At 71.0% G+C, this 14,412-nt stretch carries 14 protein-coding genes; 3 read left to right on the forward strand and 11 right to left on the reverse strand.

Features of this window, described 5'->3' with window-relative positions; translation table 11 throughout:
• Window positions 1–161 precede the first annotated feature (161 nt).
• The 4 genes from ACWEV3_RS02690 to ACWEV3_RS02705 all read right to left on the reverse strand — a co-directional run bounded on the left by ACWEV3_RS02690 (window position 162) and on the right by ACWEV3_RS02705 (window position 5,889).
• A complete protein-coding gene (locus ACWEV3_RS02690) occupies window positions 162–2,522 on the reverse strand; it encodes a hypothetical protein (protein WP_452612190.1) in 2,361 nt (786 codons plus the stop codon).
• Window positions 2,523–2,715: 193 nt separating this feature from the next.
• Complete coding sequence (locus tag ACWEV3_RS02695; RefSeq protein ID WP_452612191.1) at window positions 2,716–4,371, reverse strand: Hsp70 family protein; 1,656 nt, start codon at window positions 4,369–4,371, stop codon at window positions 2,716–2,718.
• Window positions 4,364–5,089, reverse strand: a complete 726-nt coding sequence (grpE, locus tag ACWEV3_RS02700; RefSeq protein ID WP_452612192.1) for a nucleotide exchange factor GrpE — start codon at window positions 5,087–5,089, stop codon at window positions 4,364–4,366. The genes ACWEV3_RS02695 and grpE overlap by 8 nt, the downstream gene beginning before the upstream one ends.
• A gap of 248 nt (window positions 5,090–5,337) precedes the next feature.
• Window positions 5,338–5,889 carry a snapalysin family zinc-dependent metalloprotease gene (locus ACWEV3_RS02705; RefSeq protein WP_452612193.1) on the reverse strand — a complete coding sequence of 184 codons (552 nt, stop codon included), beginning with the start codon at window positions 5,887–5,889 and terminating at the stop codon, window positions 5,338–5,340.
• Window positions 5,890–6,106: 217 nt separating this feature from the next.
• Between ACWEV3_RS02705 and ACWEV3_RS02710 the strand changes: the two genes are divergently transcribed.
• The 3 genes from ACWEV3_RS02710 (at window position 6,107) to ACWEV3_RS02720 (ending at window position 7,552) form a co-directional block, all read left to right on the forward strand.
• Complete coding sequence (locus ACWEV3_RS02710; protein ID WP_452612244.1) at window positions 6,107–6,841, forward strand: PIG-L deacetylase family protein; 735 nt, start codon at window positions 6,107–6,109, stop codon at window positions 6,839–6,841.
• Window positions 6,842–6,987: 146 nt separating this feature from the next.
• Window positions 6,988–7,218 (forward strand): antitoxin, encoded by a 231-nt coding sequence (locus ACWEV3_RS02715; RefSeq protein ID WP_452612194.1) that lies wholly within the window; start codon window positions 6,988–6,990, stop codon window positions 7,216–7,218.
• Window positions 7,205–7,552, forward strand: coding sequence for a type II toxin-antitoxin system PemK/MazF family toxin (locus ACWEV3_RS02720; RefSeq protein ID WP_452612195.1), 348 nt, complete (start codon window positions 7,205–7,207; stop codon window positions 7,550–7,552). The genes ACWEV3_RS02715 and ACWEV3_RS02720 overlap by 14 nt, the downstream gene beginning before the upstream one ends.
• 57 nt (window positions 7,553–7,609) lie before the next feature.
• On the opposite strand, the gene ACWEV3_RS02725 is transcribed toward ACWEV3_RS02720, so the two are convergent.
• From ACWEV3_RS02725 to ACWEV3_RS02755, 7 genes are all read right to left on the reverse strand, one after another.
• On the reverse strand, window positions 7,610–8,545 hold the full coding sequence (locus tag ACWEV3_RS02725) for a heme o synthase (protein WP_452612196.1): 936 nt from the start codon (window positions 8,543–8,545) through the stop codon (window positions 7,610–7,612).
• Window positions 8,542–8,931 carry a DUF3817 domain-containing protein gene (locus ACWEV3_RS02730; RefSeq protein WP_452612197.1) on the reverse strand — a complete coding sequence of 130 codons (390 nt, stop codon included), beginning with the start codon at window positions 8,929–8,931 and terminating at the stop codon, window positions 8,542–8,544. The genes ACWEV3_RS02725 and ACWEV3_RS02730 overlap by 4 nt, the downstream gene beginning before the upstream one ends.
• 211 nt (window positions 8,932–9,142) lie before the next feature.
• A complete protein-coding gene (locus ACWEV3_RS02735; protein ID WP_452612198.1) occupies window positions 9,143–10,234 on the reverse strand; it encodes an LLM class flavin-dependent oxidoreductase in 1,092 nt (363 codons plus the stop codon).
• Between the two features lie 267 nt (window positions 10,235–10,501).
• Window positions 10,502–11,806 carry a lysine N(6)-hydroxylase/L-ornithine N(5)-oxygenase family protein gene (locus ACWEV3_RS02740; RefSeq protein ID WP_452612199.1) on the reverse strand — a complete coding sequence of 435 codons (1,305 nt, stop codon included), beginning with the start codon at window positions 11,804–11,806 and terminating at the stop codon, window positions 10,502–10,504.
• Between the two features lie 91 nt (window positions 11,807–11,897).
• Entirely contained in the window at window positions 11,898–12,725 is an 828-nt protein-coding gene (locus tag ACWEV3_RS02745) for a siderophore-interacting protein (RefSeq protein WP_452612200.1), read from the reverse strand.
• Window positions 12,726–12,821: 96 nt separating this feature from the next.
• A complete protein-coding gene (locus ACWEV3_RS02750) occupies window positions 12,822–14,204 on the reverse strand; it encodes a DHA2 family efflux MFS transporter permease subunit (protein WP_452612201.1) in 1,383 nt (460 codons plus the stop codon).
• Between the two features lie 8 nt (window positions 14,205–14,212).
• Window positions 14,213–14,401 carry an MbtH family protein gene (locus ACWEV3_RS02755; protein WP_452612202.1) on the reverse strand — a complete coding sequence of 63 codons (189 nt, stop codon included), beginning with the start codon at window positions 14,399–14,401 and terminating at the stop codon, window positions 14,213–14,215.
• Between the last annotated feature and the right edge of the window lie 11 nt (window positions 14,402–14,412).

A 14,412-nucleotide genomic window follows, 5' to 3' on the forward strand; every position in this document is an offset into this window, starting at 1 on the left:
AAGATCCGATTTCCATTGAAATTGCGGTCCTCCGGCGTGTCGGCCGGCCGACATGCCGGAGGTTGTGGACAACTTCCGCAATTTCCATTGAAATTGCGGAACTCCTCGCCCGGGGGCGACGGCGGGGCCTGGGGGCGGTTGCGCCGCGTCGGGGATGGGCATCAGGGCACCTTCAGCTGGGAGATCGGCGGGTCGATCAGCTGGACGCCGGGGGCGTTGACGAAGCACCGCAGCCAGTAGGGCTTCCGGCGCGGCAGCTCGACGGTCAGCTCCACCGGGTCGCCGAGGTCGTGGACGTCGCGGTGCACGACCTGGCCGTCGTCGGGTTTGAGCGGCATGACGCGGCCGGGCGCGAGGACCACCAGCACCGTGCAGTCCGGGACGGGCTGGTCGGCGGTCACCACGATGCGCGCGGTGCTCGCGCCGAAGAGCCGGTTCTGCCGTTCGATCCGGTAGCTGACCTGCGGCGGCGCCCCGGGCAGCACCAGCGCGACGGGATCGGACCGGCTTTCGCCGTTGTCGGCGGACGCGATCGCGGACACCTGCACGCGCACGTCGCCGGGCCCGGCGTCGATCCGGCAGCCGCCGCCGGCCTGGTACTGCTGCCGGGTCAGCCGCACCCGCCCGGCCTCCGCGTCGGCCGCCGGGTTCGCCCAGGTCACCTCGGCCATCCGGACGCCGCCCGGCCACACCCAGGACAGCACCAGCTCGCGGCCGAAGCGCCGCGCGTCGAGCGAGGTGACCGGCGGTAGCGTCGCGGCGACCCGGGCAGTGTGCCGCACGGGCACGGTCCCGGCGGCGACCTCGGTGCCGTCCGGGCGGCGGTAGCGAGCGGTCAGCAGGTAGGTGTAGTCGCCGTCGACGTCCACAGTGGAGTCGCGAAAAGCGGTGCTGCCGTTGGTGGGGACGACGACGTCGTCGGACTCCCCGTCCCGGCGCCGCCGCACGTCGACGCCGACGACGTCCCGGTGGACGACCCAACTCCCCTCGACCGCCCCGGTGCGAACGGCCAGCCGGACCCCGTGCACGGGAGGCAGCACGTCGACCACCGCCCCGGCGGGCCGCGACCACGCGCCGCCTTCCCCGGCGGCGAAAACCGCGTACCCGACGCTCCCGCCCGCCGCCACGGCGGCGTCCACCACCACCGTCTCCGCGCCTTCGGCGACCACGTCGCCGTCGTCGGCGTCGCCGGGCGTCCGCCCGGCTCGCCGCACCACCCGGTACCGGGTGGCGTCGTCGTGGTCGGGCTTCGCCCGCCACGACACCCGCACCCCGACGCCTTCCGGCTGCGCCGTCACGGCGTCGACCGGGCTCAGCGGGATGCGCCGCAGCTCCGCCGCTATCGCGTCGTCGTCGGCGGCGAGCCGCGCGGCTTCGCCGAGCTGGCGCCTGGCTTCGGCTTCGGCTCCGCCGCGCAGCGCGCGGTCCGCCGCTTCGCGGAGTTCCCGCACCTGCTGCGCGTGCCGGTCGACGGCCGCTTTCGCGGCCGCGGCCTCGTCGGTGTCGATGATCGCGGCCAGGGTTTGCTGTGCGGCGATGAGGTTTCCGGCGGCGAGGAGTTCGGTGACCTTCTGCAGCCCGGTCACCGGCGGTGCGGCAGAACCGGTTTCGCTGAGCACGCTGACCACCGCCAGCCGCGCTTCGTCCGCGTCCAGGCTGCTGCGGCCGAGCACTCGCAGCAGCGCGCTGGCCGGTGCGCCGTTCTCGCGGAGCCGTCGCACGTCGTCGAGCAGGTGGTAGAGCGCGAGCAGCCGGAGGTCTGCGCCTTCCTTGCCCGCGGCGGTGTTGAGCAGGCCGAGCGCTTCGCGGGCGGGCTGGTTGCCGGAGCGCCGGTTCTCCCGGTCGATCGCCTGCTGGACGGCTTTGGCGCTGAGTCCGGCGGGTTTGGGCGGGCTGCTCTCGAAGTCCGCCAGGAGCTTGTAGCTGTCGAGCTTTCCGTGCAGGAGCTCGGGAATCCCGGTGATCTCGGCGTCGCCCAGCAGCGCCTTGAGGCGGCGGAAGAGGGTGTCGGGCAGGCCGCTGGTCTTCGGCAGTTCCGTCGGCGGCGCGGTCCGCACCCCGGCCTTGGTCAGGGCCCGGTCGACCTCGGCGGGCGCCAGCTGGCCGAAGGTCTCGCGCATCGCCTCCAGCTGGCCCGGCGTGATCAGGCCGAGTTCGCCGAAGTTCGCCTTCAGCATCGCGACGAGTTCGTCGACCTGCGCCTGGCTGGCCCCGGCCCGGGCGTCGTTGCGGTTGCGCCACCAGGCCATGCTGGACATCTCGTTGCCGGGCGCGCGCCGCAGCTCCTCGTCCTCGCGCAGGAAGGCCTTGTAGACGCTGGTGGTGAAGCTGGACTTCGCGGTGGACTGGGCGCTCTTGTTCCAGTGCGAGCGGACCTCGGCGAGTCGCTGCGACAGCTCCGCGTCCGAGAAGCCCGGCTCGACCGCGTACCTGGTCAGCAGGTCGTCGGGTAATCGGCCGCTGCGCCCCCGCAGCGGCCGGACCACCTCGCGCTCGTAGACCTTGGGATCGAAGGGTTGCATCGGAGCCCGTCTCTGACCTCGTGATTCCGGTGGAAACCAACGCGCTTGTCGTGAGTGGCCATGGCCGCTCGGACAGCCACTGCCACTCACGGCCGTCCACCTCGCTTCGTGAATGGCCACGGTCGCTCCAGCGACCACTGCCGCTCACGACCCCACCTGCGCCGAGACGCTGGCGGGTTCGGGTGGAGCCGCTTCAGCCGGAGACCGTGATCCCGGCGACCACCCTCTTTGCCTCGGCGACCTCCTCGTCGCTGCGGACGCTCACCCGGACCTTGATGTCCAGCGACTTCCCGGTGGACGGTTCGGTGGCGGTCAGTTCCAGCAGGCCCTCGTCGTCGACGGTCATCCGGATGTTCACCGGCGATCCGACCGGCAGCGGCGGCAGCCCGTCGATGAGGCCCTTGCCCTCGTTGATCGGTTTGTTCTCGGCGAGTTCCGGCCCGGCGACCACGCCGGACTGCTCGAACAGCTCGATCATCACCCCGGTCTGGCCCGCTTCGACGGTGGCCGCCTCCAGGACGCGCTCCTCGGTGGGCAGCGAGTCGTTGGCGTGCACGAGGTGCTTGACGAAGTGCTGCGTCGGCTTCTGCTGCCAGTCCGGGTCGCTGGTGTCCACCAGCTTCACGCCGAAGGCCTTGGGCAGCACGTTGCGGGTCTTCTTGGCGGCGAGGTCCTCCAGCGCCTTGACCGAAATCCCGGTCTGCTGCGCCACGTTCTGCACGGCCTCGGCGACGCCGGTGGCGCCCTGCTCGGCGGCGTCGGTCATCTCGCGGTGCACCACGCGGCCCAGCGCGTACAGCGCGGCGCCCTTGGCCACCGCCAGGTCCGGGTCGTGCAGCTTCGGCTCCCAGCCGAAGTCGGCGCGCAGCCGCTCGGCGACCGCCGGCATCTTCGTCGACCCGCCGACCAGCAGCACGTCGTCGATCTGCGCGCCGGGCTGCTTCTCCTGCAGCGTCGCCAGGGTGCGCTTGAGGATGTCGATGGTCTTGTCCAGCAGGTCCTGGGTTTCGGCCTCGAACTGCGCGCGGGTCACCTCGACGCGCGCGCTGACCCCGGCGCCGCGCAGCGCCACCGCCCGGGACTCCGCCTTGGAGAGCTGCTTCTTGGTGTCCTCGGCGGTGGTCGCCAGCGACTGCAGGAACTCCTCGTCGTCCTCGACCTCGGTGCCGTCCGGCGCCTGCTCCAGGAACTTCGCCAGCAGGTGGTTGCGCAGCCGCAGGTCCCAGTCCGCGCCGCCGAGGTGGTCGTCGCCGTCGGTGCAGACCACCACGATCTCGTCCTTAGACACCCGGATCACCGTGGTGTCGAAGGTGCCGCCGCCGAGGTCGTAGACGAGGATCGTCTTGTCCTCGGCGTCGGTGGTCGCCTCGTAGTGCAGCGCCGCGGCCACCGGCTCGGGCACGATGCCGATCACGTCCAGCCCGGCGATCTGGCCGGCGTTCTTGGTCGCGCTGCGCTCCAGCATGCCGAAGTAGGCGGGCACGGTGATCACGGCGCGGCTCGCCTCGCCGCCGGTGTGCGCGGCCGCGTCCTGGGCGAGCTGCTTGAGGATCAGCGCCGAGATCGATTCCGGCGTGTAGGTGGTGCCGTGGAACGCGAACTCGGCGTCGCTGCCCATCTGCCGCTTGATCAGCGACACCACCCGGTCCGGGTCGATGATCGCGGAGTTCTTGGCCACCGACCCGACGACCACGTTGGACTCGTTCTCGAAGAACACCACCGAGGGCGTGGTCTCGCTGCTGTCGGTGTTGCGGCAGACGGTCGGGCGGCCGGTCTCGTCGACGTACGAGATGGCCGAGTAGGTGGTGCCCAGGTCGATGCCGAACACCTTCAGGTCGCTGTCAGACATCTGCGCTCATCCCCTCTGCTCGCGGGTCGTTCTCGGTGGCGGGCGCGGTTTCGGCGCTCCAGCGGTACACGTGCACCCGCGCGGGGACGGTCACGCGATCGGTCGTGGTGTCCAGGTATCCGTCGGAGACGACGAGGGCGATCTGCTCGTGCCGGCCGGGGTCGTCGGCCGGGAGGACCTTGATGGCGCGGTGCTCGCGCGCCGAGAACGCGGCGCCGACCTCGGGCCGGATCGGCGCGCTGCCGCAGCGCTCCAGGGCCTGTTCCGCGCTCAGCGCGAAGGATTCGAGGAGGTCCGCGATCTGCTGCCGGCCGAGCTCCGCGGGCAGCGTGCGGGCCTGGTGCAGCAGGTCCTTGCGGAGGTTCTGCAGGTCCGTGGTGATCGGGCGCAGCACGAGGTTCTGCTCCCCGGCGCGCAGCCGCTCCACTTCGGCGTGCAGCTTGTCGATGACGCGCTCGCGGGCGGCGGCGCGCTCGTGGTGCTCGCGAACCTGCTCGGTGAGCGCCGCGACCGCGTCGGTCAGCCGCGCGAGCGGGTCCGGCTCAGGTAACGGCTCGGCGGATTCCGCAAGCGGCTCAACCGGTTCCGGCTCCTGGTCCGCCTCCGGTACCGCCGGTTCGGGTACGCCGGCGACCGCGTCGACCGGCTCCCCGGTGTCCGCCCGCCGTTCGCCGTGCCCTGGCTCGTCGCGCATGAACTCGCCCGCCTCGCTGCTCACCGCTGCCGCGGAGTGACCAGTAGATGATCACCAAGCCTAGTATTCTCCCGCACCGTTCAAGCGGGATTCGCGGACTTTGACGGCAGCACGGCGGAAGCGGTTCCCGGCGGCGGTTGCTCCGAACCGGTGAGTCACGACCCGTGAGTACTTTGTGCCGCTATAGCAGCACAACGTACTCACGGCTGGTGACCAGCGGAGTTGAAGAGGGTGGCGGCGCATCGGGGCGCGGACCGCCGCCACCCGCGCACTCACCGGGTGGCGAGCACGTCCTCGCGGAACACCTGCGGCGCGATCAGCGCGCCACCGGCGAAGTTCCGCTCGACCTCGGCGATCTCGTCCGGGTTCGGCTTGGGGTTGTCGCAGTCCGGCCCGGCGCTGGCGCCCGACATCAGGTCCTCGCACAGCCCGGTCCGGTTGTCCGGCAGACCGAGGATGTGCCCGAGCTCGTGCGCCGCGATGCGGATGGTGTCGTGGCCCTCGTTCACGGCCTGGCGCCCCATCCAGACCCGGCCCTTCCCGAGCCCGATCACCTCGGCGCGCGGCCAGCCGTCGTCGGCGAGCACCACGACGTCGGCGGCGCCGCCGGAGGCCGGCTCCAGCCGGACGTTCTGCACGTTCTCGTTCCAGACCTTCGCGCCGGCGTCCACCGCATCGCGGAATTCGGCCGCCTGGCTGGCGTCGTAGGTGACGACCCGGACGTTCTCCGGGACCGCCGCGCCGGCCGAGGCCGGGACGACGAGCGCGACCAGGAATGCGATGAGCAAACCGACGACGGGTCTTATCGTTCGGGGCAGGTTCATCTGCGGACCTCCTAAACGAACCGGATCACGGTGCCCTCGAACGTATTGCCCCCACCAGCGCCGCACGGTCTCCTGGCGTAGATGTGCCACGACGCGAATTTCCCGGAATTGCGGCGGCCGGTCGCTTTTCCCGCGAAATACCGGAAATTGCGTGGCCGCCGGATCGGCGCAACAGCAGAATGAACTAGTGCCACCGGAACTTTGGGAGGACATCGAGATGACCGGCGAACTCAAGCCCATGCCCCGGGACTGGCAGCGCGCGCTGGCCATCGTCGCGCACCCCGATGACCTCGAGTACGGCTGCTCGGGCGCGGTGGCCGCCTGGACCGCGAGCGGCCGGGAGGTCTCCTACCTGCTGGTGACGCGCGGCGAGGCGGGCATCGACGGGGTCCCCCCTGGGCAGGCGGCGCCGCTGCGCGAAGCCGAGCAGCTCGCCGGCGCCGCCGAGGTGGGCGTGCATTCGGTGGAGTTCCTCGACCACCGCGACGGCGTGATCGAGTACGGCCTGGCGCTGCGCCGGGACCTGGCGCGCGCCATCCGCGAGCACCGGCCGGGGCTGGTGATCACGCTCAACCACCACGACAGCTGGGGGCCGGGCAGCTGGAACAGCGCCGACCACCGGGCGGTGGGCCTGGCGGCGCTGGACGCGGTGGCGGACGCCGGGAACCGCTGGATCTTCCCGGAGCTCGTCGACCACGGCTACGAACCGTGGTCGGGGGTGCGCTGGGTCGCGGTGGCCGGATCGCCGTACCCGACGCACGCCGTGGACATCACCGACACCCTGGACCGGGCGGTGGCGTCGCTGGCGGCGCACCGCACCTACCTGGAGGCGCTCAGCGACGAGCCCGCCGAGCAGCACGCCCGGAGCTTCCTGGAGGGGGCGGCCCGCGAGCACGCCGACCGCTTCGGCGGCCGCACGTGCGCCGCGTTCGAGCTGATCGGCGAGGCATGACGCCCGCGCCGGAGGTTTCCGCTGGTCACGCCGGCCGTGCGCGTTTCGGGGTGCTATCGCGCCCCAAAGCACTCACGGCCCGGGACCTGCCGGAGCAGCGCCTCGATCGGTATGACGAGGAGTGGGAACGCGGGTAGCATCGCGGTATGAAGGTGAGTGTGAGCCTGACCGACGAAGACGTCAGCTTCGTCGACGAGTACGCCCAGCAGATCGGCGCGCCCTCCCGCTCGGCGGTGATCCACCAAGCGATCAACCTGCTGCGCAGCGCCGATCTGGAAGACGCCTACGCCAGTGCCTGGGAGGAGTGGGACGCCGGCGACGACGCGCAGCTGTGGGACGCGACGGCCGCCGACGGGATCGCCGATGCGGCGCGGTGACCTCTACTGGGTCGACTTCGAGCCGATCCGCGGCTCGGAGGCCAACAAGACCCGGCCCGCGGTCGTGATCAGCAACGACGCCGCGAACCGCAGCGCCCAGCGCGCGGGCCGAGGGGTGATCACCGTGGTGCCGGTGACGTCCAACGTCGACCGGGTCCACCCGTTCCAGGTGCTCCTGCGGGCCGACGAATGCGGCCTGCCCAAGGACTCGAAAGCCCAGGCCGAGCAGATCCGGGCGGTGGCGGTGCACCGCCTCGGCAACCGGATCGGAACGCTACCGCGCAAGACCCTGGAGAAGCTCGACAACGCCCTCCGCCTGCACCTGCGGCTCTGACCCGTCCGGCGCGGGTAGCGGACCGTCTCGACTCCGGGATGCCCCGGTGACGGCGGCTCAGACCAGAGCGGGCAGGCCGACCGCGGCGTCCACGGCGATCGCCACGAACAGCAGCGCCAGGTACGAGTTCGACAGGTGGAACAGCTTCATCGGGTTGTAGGCCCGGCCGTCGCGCACCGCCGCGTGCATGCGCTGCGCGACGATCAGGAACGCCGCCCCGGCGAGCACCGCGAACGCCACGTACACCCAGCTCGTCACCGGCACCAGCAGCAGCGTGCAGCCCACCGTCGCCCAGCTGTAGGCCAGGATCCGCGCGGACACCTGCCGCGTGGTGGCGACCACCGGCAGCATCGGCACCCCGGCTCGCGCGTAGTCGTCCTTGTACTTCATCGCCAGCGACCAGAAGTGCGGCGGCGTCCACAGGAACACCACGCCGAACATCACCAGCGCCGGCCACTCCACCGTGCCGGTGACGGCGGCCCAGCCGACCACCACGGGCATGCAGCCGGCCGCGCCGCCCCACACGATGTTCTGCGAGGTCCGGCGCTTGAGCACCAGCGTGTAGACGAAGACGTAGAACAGCAGCGCGGCGGTGGCCAGGATCGCCGACAGCAGGTTCGCGCCCAGCCACAGCACGGCGAAGGACACCAGGCCCAGCACGATGCCGAAGATCAGGGCGTTGCGGCGCGGCACCTCGTAGCGCACCAGCGGGCGCTTCTTGGTCCGGTTCATCACCGCGTCGATGTCGGAGTCCGCCACGCAGTTGAGGGCGTTCGCGGCCCCGGCCGACATGGCGCCGCCGAGCAGTGTCACGGCCACCAGCCACAGCGACGGGATGCCGCGCTGCGCGAGGAACATCGCGGGGATCGTGGTGACCAGCAGCAGCTCGATGACGCGCGGCTTGGTCAACGCCACGTAGGCCGCCAGCACGCCGCGCCGGCGACCGGCGGGCGGGGCGGACTCGGGGGCGGCAGAAGAGGGGATGGCTGTCATGAGGCGCGCGATTCCTCCGACTTCGCGAGCTCGACGATCGGCTTGCCCGCCATCCGCAGCTCGTGCCAGTGCGTCACCTTGCGCTCGGCGACGAACGCGCCGAACGGGATCGTGCCGGCCAGCAGCACCAGCAGCATCCGGCCGATCGGCACGCGGAGCTGGGTGGTGGCCACCACGGCGACGAGCAGGTAGACCATGTACAGCCAGCCGTGCGCCACGCCGATCCGGAAGGTCCACGTCTCGCCGAGCTGCTGGGTAGCGGAACCCTCCGCCCACAGACCGGCGAAATGGCCGTACTTCAGCACCATCGACGCGCAAAGCAGGATCAACAGCACCGCGGTGACGTACGCCATGATCCGGTAGAACGCCAGCACACCAGGCTTCACGCCAATCCCTCAATCCCGCCTCGTGCTTGGAAAGACCGGTGTCAATAGACCGTACGCCACACGCTCGGAGGACCTGCGCCGGACCTCGTGCAGAGTGGCGGCGCCCACCTTTGAACCTGTTCTCGTGGTCGTTTTGCGTACGTGGTCCCGTAGCGGAACCTCGGACGCCGCCTCAGTCCGGGATCCCCGGCTCATGCATGCCCACGAGGCGTCAGATCATCCGGTAGGCCTTGGCGATCAGCTCGAAGGAGTGCAGCTTGGTGTCCCGGTCCGGGACGTTGGCGGTCAGCATCAGCTCGTCGGCACCGGTGCGTTCGCGCAGCTCGTCGAGCCCAGACCGGACGGTGTCCGGCGCGCCGTGCACGGCGTCGGCCAGCCAGCCGTCGAGGAAGCTCCGCTCCAGCTCGGAGTACGGGTACTCGCGGGCTTCCCGGCGGGACGGCTGCTTGCCGGGCATGCCGCGCCGCAGCCGCAGCATGCTCAGCGCGACCGGGCGGATGATGTCCAGCGCCTCCTCGTCGGTGTCGGCGGCGACGGCCTGCACGCCGATCAGCGCGTACGGCGCGTCCAGCACCTCCGAGGGTCTGAACGACCGCCGGTAGAGATCCAGCGCCGGCACCGTGTTCTGCGCGCTGAAGTGGTGCGCGAAGGCGAACGGGAGGCCGAGCTCGCCGGCCAGCTGCGCGCTGAACCCGCTGGAACCGAGCAGCCAGATCGGCGGCGTGGGGCCGTGCGGCACGGACTGGATCGCGGCGTAGGGGTGATCGACCGGGAAGTCGTCGCCGAGGAAGGCGATCAGCTCGCCGAGCTGCTGCGGGAAGTCGTCGACGGACAGCGGCCCGGCGGTGCGCCGCAGGGCGCGGGCGGTGGCCTGGTCGGTGCCGGGCGCGCGACCGATGCCGAGGTCGATGCGGCCGGGGTGCAGCGCCTGCAGGGTGCCGAACTGCTCGGCGACGACCAGCGGCGCGTGGTTGGGCAGCATCACGCCGCCGGAGCCCAGGCGCAGGCTGGTGGTGTGCGCGGCGAGGTGCGCGATCACCACGGCGGGCGCGGAGCTGGCGATGCCGGGCATGCCGTGGTGCTCGGCGACCCACAGCCGGTGGAATCCCCACTGCTCGACGCCGCGGGCCAGCTCGGTGGTGGTGTTCAAGGCATCGGCCGGGCTGTGCGCGACGCCGACCGTGGACAGGTCGAGCACGGACAAGGGCACGGGCGAATCGCCGCGGGCGACGCCCCTGATCGGATCGGCCTGCGGGGAGGTCGCGCTGCCCTCGGCGCGCTCCGGCGTCACATCGGTCTCCATCGTCGAACCCAACCACCGGGACGTCGCCCTTGTTCCCCAGCCACGTGTGCCCGCGATTACAACGCACCCAGGCGGCCAATGCCCGGGCCCGAGCCGGTCCAATTTCGGGCAGAATCGGGAAACCACTCCGCGGAAATCCGCACGCCGGCGATCTGAAACGCCCAATTTCAGGCAAAATCGGGAAACCACGGGTCTCGCGCTTCGCGTCGGTGCGGCGAACGGGTGCCCAATTTCAGGCAGAATCGGGAACCCGCCGCGGCCGCGCTTTCAGCCCGGGGTCAGGGCGTAGTCCCGCGTGGTTTCCGGCGCCGGGCGGCGGGTGATGATCGAATCGCGGATCTCGCCCGCCCGGACCGCGCCGTTCGACAGCAACGACGACGTGAGGCCGTGCGTGTGCTCGGTGCCGCCCTGGAGGTAGATGCCGCCCCCGAGATCTGTGGTGCGGATCCGGTAGTCCCGTTCCACCTGCAGCCGCCCCTGGTCGTCGCGGGCGCAGTACCGGGCGGCCTCGCCGAGGATCCCGAACGGATCGCGCGGGCGGCACCCGGTCGCGTACACGAGCAGGTCGGACTCCAGCACCGTCCGCTCGCCCGAGGGCAGGAACTCGACGGTGACCGCCACGCCGTCCGAACGCGTCGATACGTCGGTGACGCGGGAGGCGTTGAGGATCCGCAGCCGCTGCTCGCCGCGCACCTTCTCCTGGTACGCCCGCGAGTACAGCTCCTCGATGAGATCGAGGTCGACCACCGAGTAGTTGGTGTTGCGGTGGTAGTTCATTAGGTCGCCGCGGACCTCCGGGGACGCCGCGTAGAAGTCGTCCACCGCCTGCGGGTCGAAGATCCGGTTGGCGAACGGGCTGTCGTCGGCGGGACTGAACCCGTACCGGCTGAACACCGAGCACACCTCGGCTGCGGGGAACGTCCGGTGCAGGTATTCGGTGGCCTCGGCGGCGCTCTGCCCGGCACCGACGACGACGCAGCGCTGCGGCGCGTCGGCGAGCTTGCCGACGCGGTGCAGCAGATCCAGGTTGTGCCACACCCGGTCGCTGAGTTCCGCGCCCGCAGGCAGGTTCGCTTCGAGCCCCATCGCGAGCACAACGTTGCGCGCCCGGTGCACCGTCGTCCGGCCGTCGTGGCGGACGACCACCTCGAAGTGCTCTTCCCGGGGCCGGATCTCGACGACCTCGGAGTCGTAGCGCACGACGTCGTCGAGCCGGGCCGCGGCCCACTCCAGGTAGTCGTGGTATTCGACGCGGGTCGGGAACATCGTCTTGTGGTTGATGAAGTCGACCAGCCGCTGCTTGTCGTGCAGGTAGGAGAGGAACGAGAAGTCGCTGGCCGGATTGCGCATCGTGACCAGGTCCTTGAGGAACGACACCTGCATGGTGGTGCCCTCGATCAGCATTCCCCGGTGCCACCCGAACGCGGCCTTCCGTTCGAAGAACACGCCGTCGAGCCGGTCCGGCCCAGGCGCGGTGCGGTTGTGCTCCTCGATGGCGATGGCCAGCGCCAGGTTGGACGGTCCGAACCCGATTCCCAGCACGTCGTGGATTTTGTCGTCGACCGCAGACACGTCTTCCCCTCAGCTTCGCCGGCACCGTTTCGCGGGCACCCGGATCTACCGGCGAAATCCGCTGGATCGCGCCGGGGCCCGGACCGGGTCGTCAGTCCCGGTCGTGGTTGTGCTTGTCGTGGTATTCCGTTTCGGCCATGCCGTACTTCCAGTACCCGATGGCGAGGACGGAGTGCGCGTCCATGCCGCGGTCCGCGCGCAGGTGTTGCCGGATGCCGCGGACGATTCCGGATTCTCCCGCGACCCACGCCGAAACGTCCACGTCCGACGGCATTTCCAGCTCTTGCACGGCGTCGATCAGCCGCCGCGAACGGCCGGCCACCGCGCCTTCCCTGGGCAGCCAGGTCCACCGCACGTCCAGCGGCGTCTCGACGTGCTGCTGGTCGGCGGAGTCGCCGACTTCGACGAACACCTGGCCGCGCGCGGTGGGCGGCAGGTTCTCGACGATCGCGGAGATCGCGGGCAGCGCGGTCTCGTCGCCGGCCAGCAGGTACCACTCGGCGGCCCGGCAGGTCTTGCCGCCCGGCCCCATCACGCCGATCCGGTCGCCCGGTCGGGCCCGCCGAGCCCAGTTGGAGGCCACGCCGTGCTCGCCGTGCAGCACGAAGTCGACGTCGAGCTCGCCGCTGGCCTCGTCGTAGCGGCGCACGGTGTAGGTGCGCATGGTCGGCCGCTCGTGCTGCTCCGGCCACCGGTAGCGGCCGGTGTCCTCGTCGATCACGGGCAGCACCGGGCGCTGCTGCCCCTGCTGCGGAACGAAGACCTTGATGTTCGGGCCGGTGTGCTCGTCCAGGAATCCGGAGAGCTCGGCCCCGCCCAGGGTGATCCGCCGCATCGATGGGCTGAGTTCAGCCGTGCGCAGCACTTGCAGGTCGCGTGCCGGTGGCCGCTTGCGCCGGAGTCGATCCGCGGTACCCATCGGTCATGCATTCCTTCCTGCCACGGTGATCATGTCAGTTAAGGCTAACCTAACCACAGACGTCGGTCGTTGTCTTCCCCGCGGTGGCTCAGATCTCTACCGCCGCGCGGCGACGAGTTTCCGGCCCTGCGGCGCGGAATCCCCGATGCGCGCCGCGAGGATCGCGCCCACCAGCGCGAATCCGGCCGACACCAGCATCGCCAGGTGATAGCCGCCGAGCCCGTCGGTGCCGACGGCGGCCAGCACGGAAGCGGTGATCGCCACGCCCAGCGCTGACCCGATCTGGCGCTGGACGTTGAACAAGGTCGAGGCTCCGCCGGTCGCGGACTTGTCGATCGTCGCGAAGGCGACGACCTGCAGCTCGGCGGAGGCCGCGCCGACGAAGAAGCCCGAGGCCAGCTGGACGGCCGCGGCGAGCCACGCGTCGCCGGGGCCGATCGCGTTCATCAGCGCGAACGACGCCGCGGCGCCGAGCATCGAGGCCGCGATCAGCCGCCGCGGCCCGAACCTGCGGTGCGCCCAGCCGATCAGCTGCGAGGCGATCATCAGCCCGATCGCCTTCGGCAGCGTCACCAGCCCGGTCTCCCACGCCGACGCGCCCAGCCCCGACTGGTACATCAGCGTGAACCCGTAGAGCGTGCCGAGGAATCCGGCGACGCAGGCGAACAGGATCAGGCTGCCGCGCCGGAACGACGCGTCGGCGAACAGCTTCAGGTCGAGCATCGGTTGCGCCGCCCGCAACTGCGTCCGGACCAGCACCGCCAGGCAGCCGATCCCGGCCAGCCCGCAGGCCCAGAAGTGGGGCGAGGCGGGACCGGTCTGCGACACCGCCTCCAGCGCGAACATGACCAGCCCCAGTCCCGGCGCGGCCAGGGCGAATCCGAGCCCGTCGAAGCGCTTCTCCGGCGCCTCCACGTGCTCGGCCAGGAACCACGCGCCGAACAGCAGGGCCAGCAGCCCGACCGGCAGATTCACGTAGAAGCCCCAGCGCCAGGTGAGGTTCTCGACGAAGAAGCCGCCCAGCACCGGGCCGAGCGCGGGGGCCACCGCCGTCGGCAGCAGCAGCACGCGGGACAGCCGGATCCGCTCGTGCGGCGGGTAGGCCCGGAACAGCATGGTCAGCGCCACCGGGCTCATCACGCCGCCGCCGGCGCCCTGCAGCACCCGCGCGAGGGTCAGCTGCGTCAGGTCGGTGGCCAGCCCGCAGAGCGCCGACGCGACGACGAACGCCGCGAAAGCGCCGAGGAACACCCGTTTCGTGCCGAAGCGGTCGCCGAGCCAGCCGGAGACCGGGATGCACGCCGCCAGGCTGACCAGGTAGCCGACGTTGATCGCCGAGGTCGCGGAGGGCGGGACGGCGAACTCGGCGCCGATCGCGGGCAGCGCCACGTTGACGATCGTGGCGTCCATGCCGTTCATGAACATCGCCGCCACGTAGCAGATGCACACCGCGACCTGCGGCCGAACGCCGCGCAGCACCGTCGCCATCAGCGTGCGGGCCGCATGTCGGTCCAGTTCACCTCGATGTGGTCGACGCAGGACTCCCGGTCGTCGGGGCCGTGCGCGACGCTCCATCCGGCGGGCACGTCTATCGCGGCGGGCCACAGCGAGTACTGGTCCTGATCGTTGATCAGCGCGTAGTACTCCGCCTCGGGGTCGTCGAACGGGTTCCTCATGGTCGTGCTCC

The organism is Saccharopolyspora sp. NPDC003752, assembly GCF_053605825.1.